Origin of the sequence: Paenibacillus sp. IHB B 3084, from assembly GCF_001447315.1 — a bacterium.
In the GTDB taxonomy this organism is placed as follows: domain Bacteria; phylum Bacillota; class Bacilli; order Paenibacillales; family Paenibacillaceae; genus Paenibacillus.
This window is the reverse complement of record NZ_CP013203.1, coordinates 2,288,211-2,312,418: the sequence shown is the minus strand read 5'-3', so window position 1 is coordinate 2,312,418 and position 24,208 is coordinate 2,288,211. Positions and strand designations below refer to the sequence as shown.

The following is a 24,208-nucleotide window of genomic DNA, read 5'->3' as shown; positions in this document are numbered from 1 at the left end:
TTCGTATACACTTTCAGGACGCGTTCGGCAAGCACTTAACCGATAACGACAAACGAGGATACACCGGCGGGTACCGATCTGACCCGGAACAATGTTCCATCGTCTCTAAAGGTACGCAGAATATAAGGTTGGTTCGTAGGTGTGCGGACCCTGCTGAATCGGGCTGTGCCGAAACCGTCGAAATTCACGGCTTGCACAAAACTTCCATTTGTACGCCGGAGCACTGCAAAAAATCCGGTCGTGTTAAAAGGCACACCATTAGTGTTAGCCCAGATGACTGTAAACCGACGAAGGGTTTGCGTAGGACTTACATTACGATATTTCGTAACAGGAACCTTTCTGCCCGTAGACTTCAGGGTTTGAGGAGGACGAATGGCCACTTCATATCAACTCCTTTGTTGTGATGTGATAGTAGATGCACACAAAGGAGTTTAGGACTGTGCTATAAACTACTTCTTAAAAATTAGGTTTATAGACCTCATCATGCCCAATCGCGTCGTAGCGTAAAGAGTTCTTTCAACGCATCCGTCGACAGCTCGGTAATCCAGCCCTCGGTGCTGGAAATGATCTGGTCGCTAAGCTGCTGCTTGCTCTCCAGCATTTCGTCAATGCGTTCCTCCAGCGTGCCCAGCGAGATGAACTTGTGTACCTGAACATCTTTCGTTTGTCCCATCCGGTAGGCGCGGTCCGTGGCCTGATTTTCAACAGCCGGATTCCACCAGCGGTCGAAGTGAAAGACGTGGTTGGCGGCTGTCAGATTCAGACCCACACCCCCGGCTTTGAGTGACAAAATAAATACGGATGGCTGCTCGTCAGGTGGCAATGTGTGAGATTGGAACTGGTCAATCATCCGGTCACGGGCGGTTTTGGACGTGCTGCCGTTGAGATAGAGCACCGGCTCTTGCAGCTCTTGAGCGAGCACCTGCTGGAGCATACGTCCCATGCCGATATACTGTGTGAAAATAAGGCAGCGCTCGCCTTCCTCCCGCAGCTCCTTGACCATGGCTAAAATACGCTCCAGCTTGGATGAACGGCTGATAACTGCTTCGAAATCGGGCTGACTATAGCTGGAAGCCGTGGCATCCGGCACCGCCTCCTTAGTTAAGAGCGCAGGATGGTCGCAAAGCTGCTTCAACTGGGTCAGGGCAGATAATATAGCGCCTTTTCGCTCAATCCCCTCCAGCTTCTGCATCCGTTCCATGAGCTCTTTAACAATTTGGTCATAGAGCGCTCCCTGCTCGGAGGTGAGGTGAATGTACGTTTTCATCTCATTTTTCTCGGGCAAATCAAGCTGTATAGCCGGGTCTTTCTTCTTGCGTCGCAGCATGAAGGGCTGAACCAGCTTTTGCAGGTCTATCGTTCGTTGTTCGTTATGTTCCTTCTCGATAGCATTGATGAACCGATTGCTGAAGGAGCGTGCGCTGCCCAGATAACCGGGATTGATAAAATCATAAATCGACCATAGCTCGGACAGCCGATTTTCAATAGGCGTCCCGGTCAGCGCTATACGATGCCGGGCAGGGAAGCTGCGAACGGCACTGGATTGCTTGGTTTGCGCATTTTTAATGTTCTGCGCTTCATCCAGGCAAACCGAGTCCCAGGTTATGCTTTGCAGCAGCTCTTGATCAAGGGTCGCTGTTGCAAAGGAGGTCAGAATAACATCGGCTTGCTCCACTTCCTCACGGAATAAGTCGCCCTGATCCCGCTTGCTTCCATAGTGGAGCATGACCTTCAATGAAGGGGCGAATCGGCTGAGTTCCTTCTGCCAGTTGCCCAGCACTGAAGTCGGACAAATCAGCAGCGAGCTGGAGCGGACGCTCGTCTCTGCTGCGATGTCCTGTAGATGTAGCAAATAGGCAATAAACTGCACCGTTTTGCCAAGCCCCATATCGTCGGCAAGGCAGGCGCCCAGTCCAAAGCGCCGTAAAAAGGCAAGCCACGCGTATCCGTCCTGCTGATACGTCCGCAGCTCGGCTTGCAGTCCGTCCGGCACGTCCAGTGCGGGCCATTCCGACTGCCGCCCAAGCTGGCTGATCAGCTTCAGCAGATGCCCGTTCAGCTCGACCTCCAGCCGGAAGCGTGCCGCATCCTCCGGCTGTTCTCCCGTAGCGTCGCTCTCCGCCTCATCAGCGTTGCCGAGCAGGTGTAGCTGTAGGATGTCCTGAAAGGACAATCCCTGAGTGCTGTCGATCCCGGCCATGGCCCGACGGATTTGCGCCAGCAGCGCGGGATCGAGTGCGATCCATTGCCCGCGAAAGCGTACCAGCCGCTCATTGCGGGCCACCAGCTCGGCGAACTCGGACTCGCTCAGATCGGCATCGCCAATGGCAACACGCCAATCGAACTGGACAATCGAGTCCAGTCCGAACAGCGAGCTGCCCTTCGCGCGCTCGCCTCCGCCTTCGCCCGGGCGGACCTTGGCCCGCAGCTTCGGCTTCTTGCGGGTGGCTGCTTCCCACCAAGCGGGAAGCAGCACCTGCCAACCGCCCTCCAGCAAGCGATGGCTGTCGGTCGTCAGAAATTGCCACGCCGCCTCGTCGGAGAGCGGGCGATCCAGCACGTCATCGCGGCTTCCGGTACGCTGCCCGGCGGGCAAAATCGCGGTCAAGCGCTCCAGCCATCCGGCTGAGCGCTCACGCACATGGGTTGTCCACGCATCAGGCCATGAACCGGACGCATGCCCATCATCGGCGAGCTGCACAGACACCAGCAGCACAGGGTCCTGCTTGTCCTGCAACACAAGCTTGAGCTGCCACGACGGATCGTCGTCCTCCAGCTCCGGCTCCAACAGTTGCAGAAGCGGGCGGAAGGGCGCAGTATCGGCTTTCCAGCCGATAGCGATAAGCCATGCCCGCGCATCCAGACCCGTCGCAGCCTGGCGGTTTTGGGCGAAGAGAATTGGATATTCTCTTCGCAAATCGGCGGCTTCCGCTTCGGTGTCGTACCAGCGCTGAAACACGGCGGCCGAGAACGCCGCCGCCAGCCCTTCGCTCGCGTCCTTTTCCAGGCTGTCAAGCAGAGCAAGCTCTGCCGCTTCGATGCTTTCAAACCTTTTCCCCGATTCTAGCCCCTCTAACGCTTCTAACGTCTCTCGCGCCGCCGTCGCCTCCAGTACTTCCGCATCCCAAATCCATTGTAGCTTCCCTGTCTGAAATGCTGTAAAGCTGGGCACGTAGGCTTTTGCTTCAATACAATGGGCAAGTAGAGGGATCAGCCGAAGCCACGGGGCATTGTCCTCGTCCCAGATCCATTCGATATGCTCCAGCAATTTGCGCTCCGTCAGAAAGGGAATCACCTGCTCCGAGGGGAGGAGGATAATATCCGTGCCCTGAATGTGTTGAATCTCCAGATCGGTGCCATAGAAAGAAGCCTCATGCCAAGCAAATAAACGCTGCTTCAGGATTTGGCCGGAAATGCTGTAGTTCATAGACGAATCGCCATAAATAAGCGCGTCTCCATAGGTGGTTAACTGGATGTGTACCGTAATCGTCTCTGTATATTGGCTCATGATAACAATTTCCCTTTCCGCAATTCCTCCTGTAGCGCCCTCAGGCGGCTATGACGGCTGGTGAAGGTCGCGAAGAACAGCTCCCAACGCGGTTCTTGCTTCATTTTTTTGTATAGCTTGAACAGTCGCTTCAACAGTTTGACCGCTGCTTTATAGCTGGATCTATTTTTTTCCAGCACATATCGTTCCACCGCCTGATGGTAAAAGGGCAACAGCAGCTCTGGTGCGTTCTTTTCAATGGGTTGTAACACGCTCACCCGAAAACTCAAAGGCTTGCTGCGTATACTTAGCTGATAGTCAATCCATTGCCGCCATTTGTCGTGGGCAAGCAGCGCTTCTTCATACATTCCCCCGGCAAAAGGAAGCATACCGACCAGTGTATTCCACATTTCCTGCTCCGCTTCTGGAAGGTGCTGCAAAACCATATCCCAACCATTCATATAATCGTGTAAATGATCGTCCCGATGGCTGTGAAGCAAGGGTCCGATATGCCGTAGCCCATCCTTGAGGCGTGGCCATTCCTCGGCTTCACGCAACGCATGCAAGAACAAAAGCAACTGACTCGAAGAGATTTTTAGCGGAAAAGCTTTTTCGGCCTCCTCAAGCAGCGACCAGGCTTGATCATCCTGCGACTGGTAAAAATACATCCAGCTTTGGGCCAGCATCCAGGGAAGCCGGGCCAAAGCTGTCCCAAGCTCATCCTCAGCCGTCTGCAAATGCAGTAATTCCTCTGCATATATGCTGGAAGTGGAATCTTTCTGCTGGGGACGCATCCAGTTTAGCCAAAATCGGTAGTACGCGTCTGAAAAATAATTGCCATTACGCGATTCTGTCAGCATTTTTCGGCGTAAATAGGCCAAGGTCTCTGCCATGCGTGCTTCTTGCATCGGTTCATTGATTAGGGCAGGTGTTAGGACAAGCTGGCTCTCAAAATCACGCTCGATAGCTTCTTTAAGCTCATCTGCGGCGATTTGCGTGTAATATCCCATATAGGAATGGGTGGGATAGCCCGGCATAGGTGACTGAGGCACCAGCTTTTCCAGCACACGCAGATGAGCGTGCAGTCCATACAACTGTTGCATGCCGGGTGAAAGCGGCGGCTTCACAGCATATATCGAGGCTAGGGCGCTTTGGACATATTGAGAATTTTGCGTGTTTACATGGTTGAGCGCGATGCACTGATCGAACAGGTCATGCCATTCCGAGATGGGTATATCCGGTATGCGGCTTGCTGTTTTGCTGAGCGTGTTCCTTGCAGTTTCCTTGCGATCCGGTGAAGGAGTGGACCGGGAAGTTGGCGCGGTGGTGCGCACGTCAGATTGGGCAGCCAATCGGGTGAAGCTCGCTGAATGGGCGTTCACCAACGCATGTACGGAACGTTCCTGCTCTTTCGCATAATTCAGCAGTGTGGCGATCATGTGCTTGCAGTTCTTATGAACCGGACATGTGCATCGGCTGGCAGCAAAAGCGCTCAAGTGGAGATCCACTTCGTAAAGATCGCTTCCATCTACGACAGCCGCGATATGGTCGGCGTCAGGCATTGTAAATTCTTTTACCTTTCCTTGCTTGAAATATTGAAACCCGCGTTTGATCGTCACATCATTAAAATGGTCAGCCACGTTCTGGATAAGCTGCTGCCATTGTATATCATCCATAAGATAGGTTGGTTTCATATGCATTAGTCTCCTAAGAGAGAATAGTCAATCGATGAAAGCTTAACTCTTCCATTATATCAGTTCATGACCGTAAATTGAGGTGGAGGGAGCAGATGGAAAGTTTTCATGCGGGTTGACATGCGTTCTTTTAGGGAGTGAATTTGTATTATGAATATAAAATAAATATTACTAATATTTTAGTGCTGATGATCCTGTTTAGGATTGTATGAGAAGGAAAAGAAGATGTCATCTTTATATAGCTACGATATTCACCTGCCCAGCCAGCTTGATCCCAACCGCACGTATCCGACCATTTTTACACTGCACGGTAAAGGGTCCAATGAGCAGGACATGTACGGAGTTGTCGAGCCGCTGTCGGGGGATTTATTATTATCGGTATTCGTGGAGACTTGCCTATGGGCGGGGGATTTCAATATTATGAGCTGAAAAGTCTGGGCAATCCGCTGCGCGAGCAGTTTGATTGGGCTATCGAGCAGCTTCAGGCGTTCGTACAATATGCCACAGACAAGTATCCGGTTGATCCTGGTAGACGGTATTTCCTCGGATTCAGTCAGGGAGCGATTTTGTCGATGTCGCTTGCACTTACGCTGGGCAACCAATTGAAGGGAATCGTGGCGTTGAACGGCTATGTGCCTGATTTTGTGAAAACGGAATACACGCTGCAAAGCACGGAGGACGTATCCGTATTTATTTCCCACGGCGAATACGATTCCGTATTTCCAGACCCGGACTTCTCACTGCACATTCAAAACGTACCTGACGGACCACGGTGTTTCCCCTGACAACCAGCGGGATGTACTCCAGTGGCTGCGTGAGGATGCAGGTCTTAATTCAAAAGCTTAAATGTAACAGCAGGAATAGTGAGATGGATTTTCACACGTATATTAGTTCTTTTACTGCAACTCACTGATTCGAAGCCACTAGACCCCAAGTTTGGCTCAAACCACGGTTTGATTGCGATACAAAGTACCTGAAAATGATATACTAATGTCAAATAACATATTATATGACGCCGATTTTATGGACATTTTATTTTTCTTCAAATACAGGATATTTTAATGGAGGTGTCTGAAATGCGATGGGAAGAAGTTAAAGAACGTTTTCCCAATGAATGGGTCGTACTTGAGGCAATCAAAGCCTATTCAAAGGATGGTCAGCGTTTCATTGAAGAAATGACCGTAATTGATACGTTCGATGATTCGACTAATGCTTTTAAGCGGTATAATGAGCTGCACAGAGTAGACCCTCAGCGTGAGTATTGTTTTTTTCACACCTCTCGTGCCACGGTTACGGCAAAAGAACGCTATGTGGGGATCAGGGGGCCTAGATGAACATTACAGAAATATATGAGCTTCCCTTTGTCAAGGTCAACGTAACATTTAGGGGAGAAGAGTTAACTTTAAGCAAAATGCTGCTAGATACTGGTTCTGCCAGCACACTTCTGAATGCAGATATAGTACGAGAAATAGGAATGGTTCCGGAAGGAAATGATGATGTTGATATTATACGAGGCGTGGGTGGCGTAGAATATGTCTACACTAAATTTCTTGATTCCATTACACTCGAAGAATCGACACTCAAAAATTTCCAGGTGGAAATTGGAAGTATGGATTATGGTATGCAGATTGATGGGATACTGGGTTTTAATTTCCTTAAACTAGTTGGAGCTATTATTGATGCTAAAGCAATGGAAGTAAAGACGGATACCTATTAGAGTTTGTTTGCAAAACTTCTAAATTCAATAAGGCCTGTATCAAAGGAAAATAAAAAAACTGGTGGAACGGGTCCACCAGCCAATCAAATTCACTTCTAAAGGACATTCCCTTTTTTGAAACTTATTATATAAGATGAAATCGAAAAATTCACATGGAAAACGGAGTAGGCGGAATGGTGCTGTACAAGCGGAGCGGTCGCCTTTGCCCCCGGATTTCAAACATTGTGCGATCATTCAGGAAATCCGGGGGCAACAGCGATGGGAAGCACCATCCGCCTGCGCAGTGGCACCTCATGTACATTTCCAGTTCAACTTACTAAAATGATCCTCCAACATCCTCAAAGACAGCTCGGCGGTAGTAGCCACCACGACATCGGCTCCTTGCATTTGCGAGGGCGTTCCTACGCCGACCGCGAACATCCCGGCACCCTTGATCGCCTGAATTCCCGCCTGTGCGTCCTCTATACCGATACAGTCGGCAGGCCGAACGCCCAGATTCGTGGCTCCCGTGAGGAAAATTTCCGGATCGGGTTTGCCATGCCGAATGGCTGTGACATCCACCACACTGTCAAAATAGTGCGTCAGCTCCAGCCTATCCAGTATAAACGCTGCATTTTTGCTCGCAGAGGCCAGCGCGATACCGATCCTGGCGTCACGTAACTCCATTAGGAGCGCGCGGATTCCCGGTAATACATCTACCGGGGTCAAAGCCGAGATGAGCCGCTGATATTCGGTATTTTTCTGTGCGGCCAGTTGCTGCTTGTCATCGGCTGAATACGCGCTGGACCGATCACCACGCGCCAATATTTTGTCGAGTGACTCTGTACGGCTGATTCCTTTTAACTGCTCATTAAATTCCCGGTCGAAAGGAATACCCAACGTTGTCGCCAAGCTGCCCCATGCCTGAAAATGATATTCGGCGGTATCTGTAATTACTCCGTCCAAGTCAAAAATCACTGCCTTCATTTGGTTTCCCCCTGTCTGTCCGGTTTATGAAACACTGTTTGTCAGTAACGGCTGCCCATGGGTAATGTGCGTTGGCTGTCCATACAGCTCCAGCGTCAGGGGTTCTCCGTCCAACAGCGTAATGATCACTTCATTTTCCTGTACGAGAATACTTAGCAAGCGACCACGATAGTTGATTTTAAACGTATATTTGCTCCAGCCCTGCGGCAGGAAGGGGGAAAAGCTCAACGTTTCGTTATACGTTCTCATTCCGGCAAAGCCCTGCACAATCGCTAGCCAGCTTCCCGTCATGGAGGTAATATGCAGTCCGTCCTCGGTGTCGTTATTATAATTATCCAGATCCAGCCGAGCTGTCCGTTTATACATCTCGACTGCTTTTTCCTCCATTTTGAGTTCGGCAGCCAGCACAGCGTGAATGGATGGGGACAGACTGGATTCATGAACGGTCATGGGCTCATAAAATGCAAAATGGCGTGCTTTTTCCTCCAGGGTGAACTGATCTCCGAAGAAATATAAACCCTGTAGCACATCCGCCTGCTTGATGAAGCAGGAGCGGAGGATTTTATCCCATGACCATTTCTGATTTAGCGGCAGATGACTTGGATCGAGGGAGGATACAGGCCGCAAATCCTTATCCAGAAAGGTATCATGCTGTACGAATATGCCCCGTTCCTCATCGTAAGGATAATACATGCGGTTGATGATATCCTGCCAATGCGCAAGCTCATCCTCGGTAACAGCCAGCTTCTCCGATTTCTCTGAAGAAATTTGAGGCAAGACCGATAACGTATATTTTAAAACCCATGCAGCCAGCGTGTTGGTATACCAGTTGTTATTGACGTTATTCTCATATTCGTTCGGTCCGGTAACCCCGTGGATCATATACTGCTGATGGCGATGGGAAAAATGAACTCGATCCGCCCAGAAGCGGCTAATTTCGACCAGTACATCTATTCCATATTCCCGTAAATAGGTCAAGTCGCCCGTATAGTTGGTGTAGTTGTAAATGGCATACGCGATGGCTCCGTTACGGTGAATCTCCTCGAAGGTAATTTCCCATTCATTATGGCACTCCACACCCGTAAAGGTGACCATAGGATACAGTGCTCCACGAAGACCTTGCTGCGTCGCGTTATGCTTGGCACCCTCCAGTTGATGGTAGCGGTATAGCAGCAGGTTTTTAGTCACATCAGGATCTGCCAGCGCCAAATACATCGGTACAGCGTACGCTTCCGTATCCCAATACGTGGCACCGCCATATTTCTCACCCGTAAAGCCTTTCGGTCCGATATTCAGGCGGGCGTCTTCACCGTAGTACGTAGAGAATAGCTGGAAAATGTTAAAACGTATTCCCTGCTGGGCTTCTGTATCCCCTTCGATTTCAACATCCGCTTTGTCCCAACGTCCGGCCCAAGCCGCGATATGCTCATGCTTAAGCAGAGCGTATCCTTTGTTCACAGCTTCCACGGCGAGACGTTCAGCTTGTGGAATCAGCGCATCTTTTTCTATGTCACGTGAGGTGGTGACAGCCACGATTTTTTGCAAATGAGCACTGTCACCCGGGGCGACGGTATATTGATAGTGGCGTGCAGCATACAAAAAGCCTTCTTCCGTCGTCTGATGATCCTGTCCCTCGGTCACAATACCCATGGTAGCGTTTACGGTAAAACGCGGAACACCAAATGGATTATCTATCGTCGTTGTGGATAGGCTGATGAATTGTTCCTGAACCTCGCGTGCTTCCTCTAGCCAGAACACCTCATCATAGTTGGTGTCCTCATTTCTCGTATTACCGTCCAGATAAGGAACAAGCTCAATCGTTAGAGGCTGCTCGCTTATATTGGTTGCTTGGTAATCAATCAGGCATAGTTCACGAGTGGTGATGCTTAGAAAACGTTCCGTGGTGATACGAACCTGGCCGTTCACGGTACAGGCACGCCGCAGAATACCTTGCTTCATGTCCAGTTCCTGCACAAAATCACTGATGTCTGCTGTGAATAAATCTACTTCCTGCTGGTTCACGATCAGACCGATGCCGATGAAGTTCATGGCATTGATGACCTTGCCAAAATACTCGGGATAGCCGTTTTTCCACCAGCCGACCTTTGTTTTGTCGGGGAACCAGACACCGGAGATGTAAGTTCCCTGATGATGATCACCTGAATAGGCTTCTTCAAAATTACCGCGCATTCCCATATAACCGTTGCCTATGGACATTATGCTTTCTTGTAATCGCATGTGTGTTGTATGTAGAGTGTGGGTTGTCAGTTTCCAGTTATCTACGTCAAATAATCGGTTATAAACCATGATTGCGTACCCCTCTCGGAAAATGAAATCGTTGTTTTAACGAAATCAGTATATGAGCGAGTTCAGTATATAGTGCAACCGATTGCCTTGTCAACGCAAAAAAAACTGATTTTATGGATGTCCACAAAATCAGTTTTTGTTCATTCCTTGGAAGATAACAGCGTCTGGCTGGATTTGCGTTCTACGATCCGGTGGGGAACAATGATATGTTTGGTCAGCTCCTTGGGGTCTTCGATTTTTTCGATCAGACTTTTGGCCGCCTGATAACCCAGGGTGAAGATATCAATATCTACGGAAGTAAGAGGGGGATTCATCAGCTCAGCCAGCATCAGATTGTTGAAGCTCACCATGGAAAGCTGTTCCGGCATGGACACGCCCAGTTGGGACAGTGATTTTTGTACCGCCATCGCAACAAGGTCATCATTGACGATCATAGCGGTAGGAGGAGGGGAAACCTGCAATAGCGTCCGCATGTCCTCCAGGGAAAAAGGCTCCCTGACAACATATTCGCCTGGTAGAGGCAGATGGGCCTCCCGTAGCGCATCCTGATAGCCCCTGAGTCTTTCAATATTCACAGTGCGTTCATGATCTCCGCCAACATAAGCAATACGCTGATGATTCAGACGGATCAAATAAGTGACCACGTCCTTGGCGGCTTGGTAGTTATCGTTGTCCACATGGGTGGTTTCACTGATAAATTGCTGAGGCTTACCGATTACGGTATAAGGTATTTTTTCTCTATGAAAATACTCCACGATTTTATCCTCTTGCTTGGAGTACAGGACAATGTAGCCGTCAACACGTCCGGTTCGCGTCATCAGCTTCACGCGGGATAGCAATTCATCGCTCGTTTTCCCCGTAACAATCGACAGTGTATAGTTATGCTCATTCACCCATTCACTAATCCCGCGGAGGCTTTCCGGAAAGAACGGGTTTTGAAAGATTGCCACATCCGATTCTGGCATAATAATGCCAATCGACTGTGTGACACGGTTAGCCAGACTTTGGGCCGAATAATTGGGCTCGTAGCCGAGTGCCTTCATTTCTTTACGGACACGTGCCTTGGTGGCCTCGCTGATTTTAGGGCTGTCTTGAATGACGCGGGACACGGTGGAAGTAGCAACATTGGCACGTTTTGCGACATCTTTGATGGTTACTGCCATCGTCTTCTTCTCCTTTTGCTATCTCAAGCAGGAAATATTATGTTCTATCATACGATATTGCTCGAAAATCAACAAACTCGCGGCTTTTTTCGAGCTTTTACATCGTCATTAACCAAGATATTTACAATCAGGGTATTGCTAATAGAAAGCGATATCATTATAATAATTGTGCAACCGATTGCATATATTTACGAGGTAACAAACAACGCTGTACATACTATATGGATGGAGATTGATGGAGAAATGAAAAAACTTCTATCATTTGATTTTTGGCAAAAGCTTGGGAAAGCACTGCTTGTGGTAGTCGCCGTCATGCCAGCGGCCGGAATTATGATTTCGCTCGGTAAAGTGGTGGCAATGCTGGCTGGTGATGTTCATGTCTGGTTGACCGTCGGTGGGGTCATGGAAAATTTGGGTTGGGGCATCATTAACAATTTACACATTCTGTTTGCGGTGGCAATCGGCGGTTCCTGGGCCAAGGAACGGGCTGGCGGGGCTTTTGCTGCCTTAATTGCTTTTATCCTTATTAATATTTCAACAGGAACGATTTTGGGTGTATCCTCGAAGATGCTAACGCAGGAGGGGGCAACCACCCATACTCTCTTTGGTGCATCCATTCCGGTCAGTGGCTATTTTACTTCTGTCTTAGGGGCACCTGCACTCAATATGGGCGTGTTTGTCGGTATCATCTCCGGGTTCGTCGGGGCAGTGGTATTTAACAAATACTACAATTACCGCAAGCTACCGGACGCTTTAGCCTTTTTTAACGGCAAACGTTTTGTTCCTTTTGTCGTGATTTTATGGTCTGTCATCGTTAGTTTGATCATGTCTGCCATCTGGCCATTTATCCAGGGAGGGATTAACCAGTTTGGTGTTTGGTTGGCGACCTCTGGGGAATCGGCTCCTTTTGTAGCGCCATTTGTCTATGGTACACTGGAAAGACTATTGATTCCCTTCGGGCTTCACCATATGCTGACGGTTCCTATTAACTATACTCAACTTGGTGGCGTTTACACGACGCTTACGGGTTCCGGGGCGGGCAGCGTCGTTGCTGGACAGGACCCGCTGTGGCTGGCTTGGGCAAGCGACCTGAGTGCGCTTCGTGGTACCGATCCGGCAGCCTACAATAGCTTGTTGGAAGGCGTGACGCCTGCCCGTTTTAAGGTAGGACAAATGATCGGCGGAGCGGGAATCCTTATGGGACTGGCGGTGGCTATGTATCGCCGTGTAGACAAGGATAAGCGAAGCAAGTACAAGTCGATGATTTTTTCAGCCGCTGCTGCTGTCTTTTTGACAGGGGTAACGGAGCCGCTGGAATTTATGTTTATGTTCGTAGCGCCTGTACTGTACGTAGTTTATGCTATTCTTACCGGAATTGCGTTCGGAATGGCGGACATCATACATTTGCGTTTACATTCGTTTGGTATGATTGAACTGCTGACCCGATTGCCGTTGTCTATAAATGCGGGTTTGGTGCAGGATATTATTAACTTCGTGCTGACTTGTGTTGTATTTGCGGTAGCAACCTACTTTATCGCTTATTTTATGATCGGCAAATTCCAAATGGCTACGCCGGGAAGACTGGGAAACTATACGGATGAGGAGCCTCAGGGGACTTCCGAGGTGGGGAGTACGAAGGCAGATGGTGTGGCGGCTGTTTCCCCGCAAAATCAACTGGCTACCGATATCATCAAAACTCTTGGGGGTGAGCAGAACATTGTCGAGGTCGATGCCTGCATGACCCGTCTGCGTGTGACGGTGAAGGATACAGATGCCGTCGGGGACGAAAAGACATGGAAAGCGCTAGGCGCTCTGGGCTTGATTAAAGTAGATAATGGGGTGCAGGCGGTTTACGGACCGAAGGCCGATGTGCTCAAATCAGATATACAAGACATACTCAACAGGTGATTACTTTGAAATTGTTAACCCTAAATGTACATGCTTGGATGGAAGAAAATCAGCTTGAAAAGCTAAAACAACTGGCCGCTTTTATTCATGAGCAGCAGTTCGATGTCATTGCTTTGCAGGAAGTGAACCAGTCCATAGACGAGGCTCCTTTATCGCCGGACGATTTGGGAGCTTACTATAGTGCTGATCCTGAGGTGGTCATTAAGCGTGATAATTACGCTTATGTGCTGAACGGATTATTGTCCGATACCTATTATTGGACGTGGGCCCCCGCACATATTGGCTTTGCCAAATACGATGAGGGCTTGGCGATTTTGTCCAAAACACCGATTACAGATACGGTGAGCGAATATGTTTCCTCGCTACGGGACTATGACAACTACCGATCCCGCAAAATTGTGGGCGTGCAAGCAGTGATAGATGGAGTATCGGCATGGTTTGTGAGCGGGCACTACAACTGGTGGAATGATGAGGAATCCTTCCGTGGACTATGGGACCGTACAACAGAGGTATTGAATCCTTTTGCACCGACGCCTGTCTTTATGATGGGGGATTTCAACAATGCGGCTGAAGTGCGCCGGGAAGGGTATGACTATGTGCTGCAATCCGGCTGGTCGGACACCTATCCGAACGCAACAGTACGTGATGAAGGCCATACGGTCATCAAAGCCATTGCAGGCTGGGAAAGTAACGCCGAACCGCTGCGGATTGACTATATTTTTTCCAACAAACCCGTACAGGTTCAATCTTCAACCGTCGTGCTAAACGGAAAAACGGGATCAGTCGTATCCGATCATTTCGGGGTTGCAGTTGAATTGGAGCTGTAATTATAGATAAAGGAACAGGCTGCCTGCTTATGCAAGTGGCCTTTTTCTTGAGGATTTCGACCTTAACCGAATGAAGTATTGGATAGCGATAGCCATAAGCACTAATATCATATTGTAATAAAAAGGGGCATTTATGTTAAAGCGTTCAATGAGTACGCCTGCGATGATTGGAGAAACAATAGCCCCTAATTCCGAGAGGGATACAACGTTGCCGATAAATGAACTTCTATTTTCCTCAGGAATGACATCCCCCAGTTGGGAGTAAAAAGAATCCAGATAACTGGCTCCGCCAATGCCTCCGATGAACATCCCCAAGTATACGATCCACGGTTCAGTGAACCACAGAAACAAGGCTATTTCCACCATGATCAGCAACAGGCCGATGATACTGAGCATTAGGCGATCTTTGAGCAGGTCCGAACCTTTGCCGATAAAGGGTGCCGATACAAACGTCGATATCCCGATGATGGTAAAAGCCAAGCTGATTTCTACAGGGCTCCAGTGGAACTTGTAGGTTGCATACACAGAGAAGTACGTTAAAAATATGGCGAAGGCACTCATTTCAAGGAAATGAACGGTGGAATAGAGCAGTAGCTGCTTTGTTAAAGTGGTTTTTCTTTTCGGCTCATGAAGGAGCTCGCGCTGTGGCTGAGGTTTGGAAGGAGGACTGGGGAATGTCATTCTAGAAACGGCGACGAACGATACCAATGAAAACATAGCAACGAAATAGAATGGAACAGATAAAGTAAAATAGGAAACAATCACTCCGCTCATGATAGGTCCTAAAATCGTACCTGCCCCTTCGCTGCTGCTGATATATCCATTGAGGATACCTCTATTCTCCGTGGTACTGATCTGGTTGATGGTGACTCTTACAAACACGGTTAATCCTATCGCCACCAAGCCTTGAAGGAGTCTAAGGATGGATAGAATGATGAAGCTTTCTGCAATCGGGAACAAGAGCATACACATAATCTCAGCCAAGAGTAAGCTCAGCCCCAAGCGCTTTGCGCCAATCTTTTCATAAATTCGTCCTGCCAAGCCTCCACCCAGAAATCTTCCCACATAAAATAGAGAAAATAAAATACTCATATTGAGTGCAGATATGCCGAACTGTTCTACATAAATAGCAAAGAGTGGGAGGATCATACTCCCACTTATGTTAGCAATAAGACTGATGACAATCATACAGACGAGATTATGGTTTAAATGTATACGCCTCTTCATATCCTCGAAACCTCTCTTTGAGCTTGCATCATGGGAACCGTTTTTCTGATTGCTCCTGATTACGCATGAAGGGCTTCAAATCAAAGTAGGATGAATATGAAGTAAGCAGGGCATAAGGGGAGTGAGTTCTCCCATAGGATACGCAGATGTGTTCCTTGCTGTGCCTAATTCTGTACCCTTTAAGCGGGAAATCCCCCTCCTGGCGGCGGCCAAGCTCCATAGATACGGCGCAGCAACACGATTTCGCCCAAATGATATGAGTTGTGGGAAGCGATATTCCGCAGCAGTCCCGCTTTCGTTTCACCGGGGAAATGGGCCAGCGAATCATCCAGTTGTGCAGTTTCTGCAATCTTTACAGCCTGATCTACGCCCTGTAAAAATTCGTTAATGACAGCTTGCCATGCTTCTTCACTTTGCGGTTCGGTTTCTTCAGGCCAGCTTTCCATTACATTGCCCGGAAGCTGGGGTTTCCGACCTTCCAAATGCTCCAGCATAAATTGCTGCCAGTAGCTCATATGCTTCAACAGTTGATAAATACTGTAGGGCATTTCTGCATTTTTCTTCCCTGCCAGCTCGATGTGGATATCCGGTAAAGCCCGAGCCACTCGAATATGTCCACGTTCACCGACCAGCGATTTAACCAGTGCTTGACCGAATAATTGGTTTGCATCCGACATGTAAGATCATCCCTTTCATAAAAGCTTGTTCTCATTTTACGATTATACAATTAAATTTTTGGAAATGGAAATTCTATAAGCTGCACTAAAGATGCATACGACCCAGATTTCTTTATTCAATTTATAAAGGTTGAAATCCGGGTAAGTAATGCTTCCGAAGCGAGCTTTCCTATGGAAAGCTTTTAAGGCGACCGCTAGCGCTTATACAGCACCATTCCGCCCACTTCGTTCTTGTTCCACTTTTTTTCGTCTTTAGTTCAGCTTATCTAGCATGGTTTGCGAGGGGATCCAGGATTTTTTTCAAAAAAAGTAGTTGATAATTATTCTCAATGTAGCTACAATAAAATTGTTTCAAAAGAAACAAAATATCATGAACGATTATGATTTTTATTTAGATACGAAAATGTTAAAGGGGAGCTTTTCGCATCTTTATATTGTTTCCTTTGAAACAAAATGGTGGTGGGATTATACTTTCATACAAAGGAGCGTGAAACATGGATTATGAAGTGATTATAGCGGGTGGCGGTCCTGTCGGGATGTGGCTGGCTGCTGAGCTGGCATTGGCAAAGGTGAGTGTTTGTGTGATTGAGCGATTAGAGGAAACAAGTCCCTACTCGCGCGCACTTACGTTACATCCTCGGACGCTGGAGATGTTTGATATGCGTGGATTGAAGGAGCGATTCATGGAGCACGGCAAGCCCATAAGTACGGGACATTTTGCCATGCTGGATACACGTCTGGACTTTTCGGTGCTTGACAGCTCCTCGAATTATACCTTGTTTATCCCGCAGGAGATCACCGAGCAGGTACTGGAGGAACATGCGACAAAGCTGGGGGTTGTGATCCGACGTGGGGAAGAAGTGGTGTCTGTGCGGGAACAGGATCAGGATCAGGGTGTAGAGGTCGTCAGTGTCCGCGCATCCGGTCCGCATGCGAATGTGTCGGTGATGACAGCGGCTTATGTCGTAGGAGCCGATGGGGCGGGAAGTACCGTGCGCAAGCAGGCAGGTATTGCTTTTCCCGGCACGGATACTACTCTGACCGCTGTATTAGCGGATGTAGAGCTGGCCGTTCCTCCTGAAAATGGAATACGTTCCGAATACACAGAGCGGGGTGGGGTGATGATTGCCCCCGTTTCTCCGGATATTTACCGGGTTATTTTGACTACCCCCCATCTGATGCATGTCCCGAAAGACGTACCTGTAACGCTGGAAGAGATTCAGACAGAACTGCGCTATCTTCTCGGTACAGACCTTGGAGCGTCTAATCCCCGCTGGTTGTCCCGATTCGGGAATGCTACGCGGCAGGCCGAAACATATCGCAAGGGCAGAATCCTGCTGGCTGGCGATGCTGCACATATTCATTTCCCGGCAGGTGGACAGGGCATGAATGTGGGTTTGCAGGAGGCGACGAATTTGGGATGGAAACTGGCAGGAGTGATTCACGGCTGGGCTGCGGACACGCTGCTGGATAGCTACCATGGCGAACGCTACCCTATTAATACACAGTTCTTGCGGAATACGGAGATTCAGACCAGCCTGTTGGATTTTACGACTGCTGTACTGGCTCACCGTCAGTTGCAAGAGAAATGGTTCCGTCATACGGAAATCAACCGTTCTATGGCGGAGCAAATTAGTGCGTTGGATGTAGGTTATCCGGCGGCTGAGGGTATGCCGCAGCATCCTCTGAACGGGAAGCGGTTTGCAGATTTCCAATTAAGGCTGTCTGACGGAACAAGAACGTATGCATACGAGCTTTTTCATGAGGGCCGTTTTGTGCTGCTTCATCTTGCTCAGGATGCCAAGATAGCGAATGAGCTTCACAAAATTGCACTTTCGCATATCTCATATGTAGAGGCTGTAGCCGAAGAAGCGCCTGTGGGATGGAGTGATGTGCATACGGTTCTGATTCGTCCAGACGGTTATATTGCATGGGCTATTTCCTTGGAACAGACGGACGTGCTGAGAACCATCGGGGAAGGTATCGCGAGCTGGTGTAGCGGAGAACCCGTATTGCTATAACCATATTGTTTCTTGCGAAACAAATTTAAGCTATAATGAAGGGAGGAGTACCCCAAAGGAGTGACCATCCGTTTGTATGGAAAAAGCCACAACCATCCAGCATGTCTATGACCTGCTTATCAAAACTAACCATCAACTGGAGCAGTATCATCAGAGAGAGAGTATGTCTTTTCTCGAAGAAGTCCACGAGCATTTTGACGGGATAGCTTCGCTCAATTTGACCGATATTCACGTTATTGACTGTATCGGAAGGCATGAGCCGATTAATGTTACGGCATTAGCGGATCGGATCGAGCTGAGCAAAGGTACGGTTTCGAAAGTTAGCACCAAGCTGCTCAAGGAAGGCTGGATTCGCAGAACCCAGCTTAACGACAACAAAAAAGAAATTTACTTTCGTCTAACCCCGTTGGGGAAAAAGCTCTTTCTTGTGCATGAGCGGCTTCACGTTAAAGTACAGCATCAGTTGCTTCAATTTTTAGATCGTTACAGCACGGAGGAATTAAATGTCTTGAAACGTTTGTTGTCCGACGGTGTCGGTTTTTTGGAGGCCCTGGAACTCCATGACAAGAGTGAGGAACCAAAAGACTAGAAGATCATCGGCATTTTTCTAACAAAATGGCATCTGCGTAACCCTTCTCATGTGGCGGACACATTAGGGGATATGCAGGTGCTTTTCTAATGCAATAGCCTTTTGGCCTCCATATAGAACACCTGTACAAATTTCTTCGTATTAATACGGGCTTGAGACAGCGAGGGCTCCACATTGTTTTGCAGCTCCAGCATTTTTTTGCGGATTTCTGTAAAATCAAAAAATTTGGACGCATAATTTTCAAATTTAGGGTGAGTGTAATCCGTCAATCCGAGCGACACGATATGGCTTAGCGTCTGGAAAATGGCGCGGCGGACGCGCTGCTCAGATGCCTTGATTTCCTTGCTCAGCTCTGCCGCAGAAGCCGAGCTTCCCAGCCGTTTCAAGGCTACATTCGCGAAGATATCCTTCAGCGGCGGGAACATGTAGGGGGACAGGTTACCCGTTTCCTCCTCATACTGATCCAGATATTCCAGCATGTCCAGCAGATCCATACTCCCCGCTTCGCCGATCATTCCCATTTCGGAGAGCAGAAACTGTCCGGAAGTTGTGATGCTTTTGGTCGGTTCTACCGTTGTCGATGGTCCTGTCGATGCGAACATCGATAGTCCCTGTAGCGTGCGCTGGATATCTGTGATAGATTGCTGCATACGCAAACGTTCTGACACCTTATGAATCACCGCAATAATCTCCAGCCGATTCAAGGGCTTGGCAATGTAGTATTCAATACCGAGTGAGTAGGCCTCGCCGATCATATTTTTGGATTCAATGCGGGAAATCATAATGATTTTGCCGCTGAATTGATCACCGAGCGCGCGTACCGTCTGAATGCCATCACGAATCGGCATCAGCAGGTCAATGAGTAATATATCAATCCGTTTAAGCTCCAGTAGATCGCTGCTCACATAGGAACCGTCCTCCGCTTCCCCGATAACCTCCCCGAGACCTTCATCTTCAATAATGTCTGCCAGCATAGAACGAATTCCCTGATCGTCATCCACAATATAAAAACGCATCCGGGCTATCTTCCTTTCTCCGTCAGTTTCCGTAAAGGCAATGTGACTGTAAAAGTGGTCCGTACCCTGTCTGTGTGTTCTTCTTCATGCTGTTGCAGTACAATCGTTCCTTCGAGGCTCTCCGCGACCTCGCGCACATAAAACAATCCCATACCGGTCGAAGGCTGTCCTTCATCATCATACTTGGTTGTATACCCCGGTGTGAAGACCATTTCCCGTTTGCGCTGAGGAATCCCCGGGCCGTTGTCCGTGACGCTAAAGGTTACGGTGTCCTCTTTTCCCGGTAGAAACCGAATGGAAACGTCAATACTTCCGTTGTCCTTCATCGCTTCAACCGCATTGGCTGTCAGATTATTAATGAGTGTCAAAACTGTATAAACATGCAACTTCGGCAGTAAAGAGTCAACATGCAGGGTGAAATGAATGGGCTTGTCCAGCGCTTGGGCATATTTGCGGTTCGTTCGGATGATTAGCTCCCCAAGCTCCCGAGAAGGCATGTAATGCACTCCGCTTTCCGCATCAATCAGCTTGGACAGCCCGGCAAAAATCCGCTGACTGTCTTTTTTGATCTCATGAACCTGTCCGGAAATACGCAGTGCCTGTCTGGCGTAACGGTCCCTGTCTTCCAGAGATTCAGCCTGCTGCAACTCCCGATATAGCTCGTAGCTTTCACGGGTGATCTGCTCTGTATGCGACAGGGTTTTGCCGAGCTGGACGGACTCCTCGTACAGATCCGATACCAGAAGCAGAATCCGTTCGGTCTGCTCTCTTTGCGCCTCTTCATGCTGAACGGACTGCTTCAGGCGAATGATATTGTAGAACCCGAGCACGAAGAAGCTACGGATCATGGCGATGAGCACCACCTTGCCCATCTTGATGATGTCCCAGAATTCCCCGTCAATGCTCCGCCGGACGCTAAGTTCCGCAACGCTTGCCGCAACCTCAATACCCACGGAGAGGATGCCTACCCGGAGAGCGCGGTAAGGCTCGGCATTAATGTTAAGGACCTGAAAGAGCAGGCCGTAGACCATGTAATAAAAAAAGGTAGGCCCGTGCAGGGTCACCAGCTCTTCGAAGGAAGGGCCGGGATGGGTGAAATAACTGAGTGAGATGCGAAAGGCCACCACGGCTATGCCTGTAAGCAGTCCTGATAATGCAGGCGGAATATGACGAATAGATAGCAGAAAGAAAAAAAATACTGGCGTGCCGAAGCTGAGACGAAATGTATTAGAGAACGGGTGAATATTTAGCTCGCCCGCCAGCGGTACGAACACAAGCATAAGCAGGAAAAGGAGGATATTCAGCTTCATAATTATTCACCTCCTGTGTATTCGATCAAAAAGGCAATGTGAGATAAATTCACAATCCAACATTAAAGTGGTGAATTTATTGAAAAAAAAACAAATACAGGTGTAGATAATTGTCGGTTTTTATAGATCAGACTGTAGTATAAATAACACCATTTGAATATTAAGAACAGCATACTGCAAAAATATACAAATCAGCCAGGGGGGACACGAAGTGAAAAAGATTAATTTGACAATGCAAATCTTTATCGGTCTGGCTTTAGGTATTATTATTGGTGCCTTATTTTACGGCAATTCAGGGGTGGAAGTCTACTTAAAGCCGATCGGCGATATTTTTATCCGGTTGATTAAGATGATTGTCGTGCCTATTGTGATCTCAACTCTCATTATCGGCGTAGCCGGCGTCGGAGATATTAAAAAGCTGGGCAAGCTCGGCGGAAAGTCTATTGTGTACTTTGAAATTGTGACGACCATTGCCATCCTTTTCGGATTGCTGGTTGCGAATCTGGTTCGTCCCGGAGACGGTGTAGACATGTCCCACCTGGCCAAAAGTGATATCCATAGCTACGTGGAGACGGCTGAAAAGTCAGGCCACAGCTTTATGGATACGATTGTCCATATTGTTCCTACTAATATTTTTCAAGCGCTGGGCGAAGGGGATATGCTGGCCATTATCTTTTTCTCCGTCTTGTTCGGACTAGGGGTAGCGGCGATTGGTAACAAGGGCAAGCCTGTGCTGAATTTCTTCGAAGGCGTAGCCGACGCTATGTTCTGGGTAACCAATCAGGTGATGCGCTTGGCTCCGTTCGGTGTATTTGCACTGATTGGAACGACAGTAGCCAAGTTTGGCCTGGCATCATTGTGGCCGTTATTGAAGCTTGTTTTGTCGGTGTACGGCTCCATGCTGCTATTCATTGTGATTGTTTTTGGAATTATCGCCAAGCTCTGCGGTACTCGTCTCTGGACTATGGTCAAAATTTTAAAAAGTGAGCTACTGCTTGCCTACTCAACGGCCAGCTCGGAAAGTGTCCTGCCCAAGATCATGGAGAAAATGGAGAAGTTCGGATGTCCGAAAGGAATTACATCCTTTGTCATTCCGATAGGATATTCCTTTAATCAGGACGGTTCCACCTTGTATCAGGCGCTGGCTGCGATCTTCATCGCCCAGATGTATGGTATTGATCTGCCGATTACTACACAGATCACGCTGGTGCTGGTGCTGATTATTTCTTCCAAAGGTATGGCAGGTGTGCCGGGCGCTTCCTTTGTAGTTTTGCTCGCTACACTGGGATCAGTGAACCTTCCGCTGGAAGGCTTGGCCTTTATCGCTGGTATTGATCGTATTCTGGATATGGCGCGTACGGTAGTCAATGTATTAGGCAACTCACTTGCCGCCGTGGTCATGTCCAAATGGGAAGGCGAATACGATAAGGAAAAAGGCGAGGAATATGCTGCTTCTTTGAAATAAAATCGAATAAACCGAATATTTGCCGAAAAGAACACTCTTGCAGAGTAAGTGCGAGGGTGTTCTTTTCGTTTCCAGACCTGTGAGGCTCCTCCCTTTTTCGACATTTTTCGATATTTTATCTATGAATATTTGGGCATATGGTCTTGAAAAATGGTTCTTTTTACCTAATTAATTTCATTTTTATTTATAATGATTATTGATAATATTCCGATATAAAATATACCGTTTCAAACATTGGTCCAGAAGGGAAGATCATATCATGTTTTTCAAAAAAAACGAGGCTCAATCACTTGCTCCTTTAGTGGAAGAAAGCCGCAAATTGTCGCAAAAAATACAGCAGAAAGACTACTCTGCCGCAATACAACTATCCACTGCATCTACCGAGGTTCAGGAAATCGCAAACAATGTCAACCAAGCGCTTGAATCCATCAAAAACGAAGCTCGAAACACCGACATTCGTCTGAAACTCGTCACCAAGGCGATTGAAGTCGGCTTATGGGATATGGAGGTCATTGCAGGTGATCCCGTCAATCCAAGTAATACGTTCACATGGACAGATGAATTCCGTTCCATGTTGGGGTATCAGAGCGAAAAAGATTTCCCAAATGTATTGGATAGCTGGGCATCCCGGTTACATCCGGAGGATTATGACTGGGTATTGGCAGCGTTGGCGGATCATTTGCTGGATCATACCGGAAAAACTCCTTATGACATTCAGTATCGCTTAAAGCTGAAGCATGGCGAATACCGTTGGTTCCATGCGACTGGAACAACGATTCGCGATCATCAGGGAGTACCGCTTCGGATTGCCGGTGCTTTGCTGGATGTGCATGATCAGAAGATCAAGTCCGAGGAGCTGGAGGCCATGGTTACAAGGTATGACCTTGTTAACCGTGTATTAATCGAAGCTCCATACGACATCATTCTGGTTGACGGAGATGTACAGAATCCAAATAGTGAATTTTGGTGGTCACCGCAATTTCGCAAAACGCTGGGCTTTAGTGATGAGAAAGACTTTCCGAGTGCGCTTAGCAGCTGGAGTTCACGCTTGCATCCAGATGACGTTGAAATAGCGTTAAAAGCGTTGAACGACCATTTGAATGATTTTTCAGATCGCACTCCCTATGAAGTAACTTGCCGCTTGCAGAATAAAAATGGCGAATACCGCTGGTATTATAATAGTGGTGGAAGCATACGTGACAGCAAGGGAGTGCCAATTCGTATGGCAGGTACTATCCGTGATGTAACGATGGAAAAACAAAAGCAGTCTGTTGCGGACGAGCTCACGCTCAAAATACAACATCTCTCTGATTCCATTACAGAAATGGTGAATGGTGTCAACTCGGTTAGTAATCAGGCGCAGGAGCTGGCTACGGCTCAAGAGCAATCGACTGAGGCGGCTAATCAGGCCAAAGTCAGCGCGGAAGAGACACAAAACATTTCCAACTTCATTAAAGAGATTGCCAATCAAACGAATCTGCTTGGGCTGAATGCGGCGATCGAGGCATCCCGTGCGGGTGAACAGGGACGCGGTTTTGCTGTAGTTGCGGATGAAGTAAGGAAGCTTGCCATTCACAGCGCCGATGCGACCGGAAATATTGAGACCAGTCTGGACGAAATGAAGACGCTCATCGAGCGGATTTTGCATAACATCGGCAACATGTCTACGTTGACGCAGACACAGGCTGCGCTCACGCAGCAGGTGAATGCATCTACGGACGAGATTAACAGCATGTCCAAAGCATTGCTTGATTTTGCGAGAACGATGTAAGGGTTTATGCAGGAATAAGGTCGGGCATTAGGCTCGGCCTCTTTACTGTTTTTGGAAGAACCA

The 24,208-nt window shown here is 48.3% G+C and carries 18 protein-coding genes and 1 pseudogene; 9 read left to right on the top strand and 10 right to left on the bottom strand.

Annotated features, from left to right (window positions below; genetic code table 11):
* Positions 1-35 precede the first annotated feature (35 nt).
* From ASL14_RS10850 to ASL14_RS10840, 3 genes are all read right to left on the bottom strand, one after another.
* Complete coding sequence (locus ASL14_RS10850) at positions 36-380, bottom strand: hypothetical protein (protein WP_134911592.1); 345 nt, start codon at positions 378-380, stop codon at positions 36-38.
* A gap of 101 nt (positions 381-481) precedes the next feature.
* Entirely contained in the window at positions 482-3,508 is a 3,027-nt protein-coding gene (locus tag ASL14_RS10845; protein WP_134911591.1) for a DEAD/DEAH box helicase, read from the bottom strand.
* A complete protein-coding gene (locus ASL14_RS10840) occupies positions 3,505-5,181 on the bottom strand; it encodes an SWIM zinc finger family protein (protein ID WP_134911590.1) in 1,677 nt (558 codons plus the stop codon). Before ASL14_RS10840 ends, ASL14_RS10845 begins: the two co-directional genes overlap by 4 nt.
* A 225-nt stretch (positions 5,182-5,406) precedes the next feature.
* Between ASL14_RS10840 and ASL14_RS10835 the strand changes: the two are divergent.
* From ASL14_RS10835 to ASL14_RS10825, 3 genes and pseudogenes are all read left to right on the top strand, one after another.
* Positions 5,407-6,027: pseudogene (locus tag ASL14_RS10835) on the top strand (alpha/beta hydrolase).
* A 230-nt stretch (positions 6,028-6,257) separates the two neighbouring features.
* The gene (locus ASL14_RS10830; RefSeq protein ID WP_044644977.1) at positions 6,258-6,515 is read left to right on the top strand and encodes a hypothetical protein; all 258 of its coding nucleotides are present in this window, start codon (positions 6,258-6,260) and stop codon (positions 6,513-6,515) included.
* Positions 6,512-6,898 (top strand): retropepsin-like aspartic protease, encoded by a 387-nt coding sequence (locus ASL14_RS10825; protein WP_134911589.1) that lies wholly within the window; start codon positions 6,512-6,514, stop codon positions 6,896-6,898. Before ASL14_RS10830 ends, ASL14_RS10825 begins: the two co-directional genes overlap by 4 nt.
* Positions 6,899-7,189: 291 nt before the next feature.
* On the opposite strand, the gene pgmB is transcribed toward ASL14_RS10825, so the two are convergent.
* The 3 genes from pgmB to ASL14_RS10810 all read right to left on the bottom strand — a co-directional run bounded on the left by pgmB (position 7,190) and on the right by ASL14_RS10810 (position 11,334).
* The gene (pgmB, locus tag ASL14_RS10820; RefSeq protein WP_134911588.1) at positions 7,190-7,864 is read right to left on the bottom strand and encodes a beta-phosphoglucomutase; all 675 of its coding nucleotides are present in this window, start codon (positions 7,862-7,864) and stop codon (positions 7,190-7,192) included.
* 24 nt (positions 7,865-7,888) lie between these two features.
* Positions 7,889-10,171 carry a glycoside hydrolase family 65 protein gene (locus ASL14_RS10815; RefSeq protein WP_134911587.1) on the bottom strand — a complete coding sequence of 761 codons (2,283 nt, stop codon included), beginning with the start codon at positions 10,169-10,171 and terminating at the stop codon, positions 7,889-7,891.
* 140 nt (positions 10,172-10,311) lie between these two features.
* Positions 10,312-11,334, bottom strand: a complete 1,023-nt coding sequence (locus ASL14_RS10810) for a LacI family DNA-binding transcriptional regulator (RefSeq protein ID WP_134911586.1) — start codon at positions 11,332-11,334, stop codon at positions 10,312-10,314.
* Positions 11,335-11,577: 243 nt separating this feature from the next.
* Here ASL14_RS10810 and ASL14_RS10805 point away from each other — a divergent pair, with 243 nt between their 5' ends.
* A complete protein-coding gene (locus tag ASL14_RS10805; RefSeq protein ID WP_134911585.1) occupies positions 11,578-13,242 on the top strand; it encodes a PTS transporter subunit IIBC in 1,665 nt (554 codons plus the stop codon).
* A 5-nt stretch (positions 13,243-13,247) separates the two neighbouring features.
* Positions 13,248-14,069 carry an endonuclease/exonuclease/phosphatase family protein gene (locus ASL14_RS10800; protein ID WP_134911584.1) on the top strand — a complete coding sequence of 274 codons (822 nt, stop codon included), beginning with the start codon at positions 13,248-13,250 and terminating at the stop codon, positions 14,067-14,069.
* 27 nt (positions 14,070-14,096) lie between these two features.
* On the opposite strand, the gene ASL14_RS10795 is transcribed toward ASL14_RS10800, so the two are convergent.
* Both ASL14_RS10795 and ASL14_RS10790 read right to left on the bottom strand, forming a co-directional pair.
* Positions 14,097-15,296, bottom strand: a complete 1,200-nt coding sequence (locus tag ASL14_RS10795) for an MFS transporter (RefSeq protein WP_134911583.1) — start codon at positions 15,294-15,296, stop codon at positions 14,097-14,099.
* A 179-nt stretch (positions 15,297-15,475) separates the two neighbouring features.
* Entirely contained in the window at positions 15,476-15,973 is a 498-nt protein-coding gene (locus ASL14_RS10790) for a DinB family protein (RefSeq protein WP_134911582.1), read from the bottom strand.
* A gap of 494 nt (positions 15,974-16,467) precedes the next feature.
* Between ASL14_RS10790 and ASL14_RS10785 the strand changes: the two genes are divergently transcribed.
* Both ASL14_RS10785 and ASL14_RS10780 read left to right on the top strand, forming a co-directional pair.
* Positions 16,468-17,994, top strand: a complete 1,527-nt coding sequence (locus tag ASL14_RS10785) for a monooxygenase (protein ID WP_134911581.1) — start codon at positions 16,468-16,470, stop codon at positions 17,992-17,994.
* A gap of 76 nt (positions 17,995-18,070) precedes the next feature.
* On the top strand, positions 18,071-18,583 hold the full coding sequence (locus ASL14_RS10780; RefSeq protein WP_134911580.1) for a MarR family transcriptional regulator: 513 nt from the start codon (positions 18,071-18,073) through the stop codon (positions 18,581-18,583).
* An 86-nt stretch (positions 18,584-18,669) separates the two neighbouring features.
* On the opposite strand, the gene ASL14_RS10775 is transcribed toward ASL14_RS10780, so the two are convergent.
* Positions 18,670-19,599, bottom strand: coding sequence for a response regulator (locus ASL14_RS10775; protein WP_134911579.1), 930 nt, complete (start codon positions 19,597-19,599; stop codon positions 18,670-18,672).
* A 5-nt stretch (positions 19,600-19,604) separates the two neighbouring features.
* Positions 19,605-20,909, bottom strand: a complete 1,305-nt coding sequence (locus tag ASL14_RS10770) for a sensor histidine kinase (protein ID WP_134911578.1) — start codon at positions 20,907-20,909, stop codon at positions 19,605-19,607.
* Between the two features lie 211 nt (positions 20,910-21,120).
* Between ASL14_RS10770 and ASL14_RS10765 the strand changes: the two genes are divergently transcribed.
* Positions 21,121-22,374, top strand: coding sequence for a cation:dicarboxylate symporter family transporter (locus ASL14_RS10765; protein WP_134911577.1), 1,254 nt, complete (start codon positions 21,121-21,123; stop codon positions 22,372-22,374).
* 259 nt (positions 22,375-22,633) lie between these two features.
* A complete protein-coding gene (locus ASL14_RS29165; RefSeq protein WP_134911576.1) occupies positions 22,634-24,145 on the top strand; it encodes a methyl-accepting chemotaxis protein in 1,512 nt (503 codons plus the stop codon).
* The last annotated feature ends 63 nt before the right edge of the window (positions 24,146-24,208 follow it).